This window comes from Vibrio sp. Vb1026, from assembly GCF_033338745.1.
GTDB lineage: Bacteria > Pseudomonadota > Gammaproteobacteria > Enterobacterales > Vibrionaceae > Vibrio > Vibrio alginolyticus.
In genome coordinates, this window is record NZ_JAWOTH010000043.1 from 1 (window position 1) to 3079 (window position 3079).

Below are 3079 nucleotides of genomic sequence, written 5' to 3' on the forward strand. Positions count from 1 at the left end.
ATCAACTCGAAACTCCTTCGGGTTGTATGGTTAAGTGACTAAGCGTACACGGTGGATGCCTTGGCAGTCAGAGGCGATGAAGGACGTATTAACTTGCGATAAGCCCAGATTAGGTAGTAAAAACCATTTGAGTCTGGGATTTCCGAATGGGGAAACCCAATACCATAAGGTATTACTGTTGAGTGAATACATAGCTCAACAGGGCGAACCGGGGGAACTGAAACATCTAAGTACCCCGAGGAAAAGAAATCAACCGAGATTCCGAAAGTAGCGGCGAGCGAAATTGGACTAGCCCTTAAGCTTTACACGCGTTAGACGAACAGCCTGGAAAGGCCGACGATACAGGGTGATAGTCCCGTAGTTGACGACGTGTGTTCAGTGAAATCGAGTAGGGCGGGACACGTGATATCCTGTCTGAATATGGGGGGACCATCCTCCAAGGCTAAATACTACTGACTGACCGATAGTGAACCAGTACCGTGAGGGAAAGGCGAAAAGAACCCCTGTGAGGGGAGTGAAATAGAACCTGAAACCGTGTACGTACAAGCAGTAGGAGCAGGCTTTGTCCTGTGACTGCGTACCTTTTGTATAATGGGTCAGCGACTTATATTCAGTGGCAAGGTTAACCATCTAGGGGAGCCGTAGGGAAACCGAGTCTTAACTGGGCGTTCAGTCTCTGGATATAGACCCGAAACCAGGTGATCTAGCCATGGGCAGGTTGAAGGTTGAGTAACATCAACTGGAGGACCGAACCGACTAATGTTGAAAAATTAGCGGATGACTTGTGGCTAGGGGTGAAAGGCCAATCAAACCTGGAGATAGCTGGTTCTCCCCGAAAGCTATTTAGGTAGCGCCTCGGACGAATACTACTGGGGGTAGAGCACTGTTAAGGCTAGGGGGTCATCCCGACTTACCAACCCTTTGCAAACTCCGAATACCAGTAAGTACTATCCGGGAGACACACGGCGGGTGCTAACGTCCGTCGTGGAGAGGGAAACAACCCAGACCGCCAGCTAAGGTCCCAAATTACTACTAAGTGGGAAACGATGTGGGAAGGCTCAGACAGCCAGGATGTTGGCTTAGAAGCAGCCATCATTTAAAGAAAGCGTAATAGCTCACTGGTCGAGTCGGCCTGCGCGGAAGATGTAACGGGGCTAAGTAGTAAACCGAAGCTGCGGCAATGCACTTTGTGCATTGGGTAGGGGAGCGTTCTGTAAGCGGTTGAAGGTGTGTGGTAACGCATGCTGGACGTATCAGAAGTGCGAATGCTGACATGAGTAACGATAAAGGGGGTGAAAAACCTCCTCGCCGGAAGACCAAGGGTTCCTGTCCAACGTTAATCGGGGCAGGGTAAGTCGACCCCTAAGGCGAGGCCGAAAGGCGTAGTCGATGGGAAACGGGTTAATATTCCCGTACTTCTTACAATTGCGATGGGGGGACGGAGAAGGCTAGGTGGGCCTGGCGACGGTTGTCCAGGTTCAAGTGCGTAGGCTGAGAAATTAGGTAAATCCGGTTTCTCTTAAGGCTGAGACACGACGTCGAGCATCTACGGATGTGAAGTCATTGATGCCATGCTTCCAGGAAAAGCCTCTAAGCTTCAGATTGTAAGGAATCGTACCCCAAACCGACACAGGTGGTCGGGTAGAGAATACCAAGGCGCTTGAGAGAACTCGGGTGAAGGAACTAGGCAAAATGGTACCGTAACTTCGGGAGAAGGTACGCTCTCGACGGTGAAGTCCCTCGCGGATGGAGCTATTGAGAGTCGCAGATACCAGGTGGCTGCAACTGTTTATTAAAAACACAGCACTGTGCAAAATCGCAAGATGACGTATACGGTGTGACGCCTGCCCGGTGCCGGAAGGTTAATTGATGGGGTTAGACTTCGGTCGAAGCTCTTGATCGAAGCCCCGGTAAACGGCGGCCGTAACTATAACGGTCCTAAGGTAGCGAAATTCCTTGTCGGGTAAGTTCCGACCTGCACGAATGGCGTAATGATGGCCACGCTGTCTCCACCCGAGACTCAGTGAAATTGAAATCGCTGTGAAGATGCAGTGTACCCGCGGCTAGACGGAAAGACCCCGTGAACCTTTACTACAGCTTGGCACTGAACATTGACCCTACATGTGTAGGATAGGTGGGAGGCTTTGAAGCGCAGTCGCTAGATTGCGTGGAGCCGTCCTTGAAATACCACCCTTGTAGTGTTGATGTTCTAACGTCGACCCCTTATCGGGGTTGCGGACAGTGCCTGGTGGGTAGTTTGACTGGGGCGGTCTCCTCCCAAAGCGTAACGGAGGAGCACGAAGGTGGGCTAATCACGGTTGGACATCGTGAGGTTAGTGCAATGGCATAAGCCCGCTTGACTGCGAGAATGACAATTCGAGCAGGTGCGAAAGCAGGTCATAGTGATCCGGTGGTTCTGAATGGAAGGGCCATCGCTCAACGGATAAAAGGTACTCCGGGGATAACAGGCTGATACCGCCCAAGAGTTCATATCGACGGCGGTGTTTGGCACCTCGATGTCGGCTCATCACATCCTGGGGCTGAAGTCGGTCCCAAGGGTATGGCTGTTCGCCATTTAAAGTGGTACGCGAGCTGGGTTTAGAACGTCGTGAGACAGTTCGGTCCCTATCTGCCGTGGGCGTTGGAGAATTGAAAGGGGCTGCTCCTAGTACGAGAGGACCGGAGTGGACGAACCTCTGGTGTTCGGGTTGTGTCGCCAGACGCATTGCCCGGTAGCTAAGTTCGGGATCGATAACCGCTGAAAGCATCTAAGCGGGAAGCGAGCCTTGAGATGAGTTCTCCCTGATACTTTAAGTATCCTAAAGGGTTGTCGTAGACTACGACGTTGATAGGCAGGGTGTGTAAGCGTTGTGAGGCGTTGAGCTAACCTGTACTAATTGCCCGTGAGGCTTAACCATACAACACCCAAGGGGTTTTGATGGACTCAATGAAAGAACGTTGAATGTGTAAGAACGAGAATTAAAAAACAGCTTTCCAGATTAAAGAATTTGCTTGGCGACCATAGCGTTTTGGACCCACCTGATTTCCATGCCGAACTCAGAAGTGAAACGAAATAGCG

At 51.2% G+C, this 3079-nt stretch carries 2 rRNA genes; both read left to right on the forward strand.

Going from position 1 to position 3079, the window contains the following annotated elements:
- Positions 1-28: 28 nt before the first annotated feature.
- A 23S ribosomal RNA gene (locus R7E47_RS23895) occupies positions 29-2918 on the forward strand.
- Positions 2919-3011: 93 nt separating this feature from the next.
- Positions 3012-3079 (forward strand): 5S ribosomal RNA (gene rrf / locus R7E47_RS23900); the annotation flags it as partial.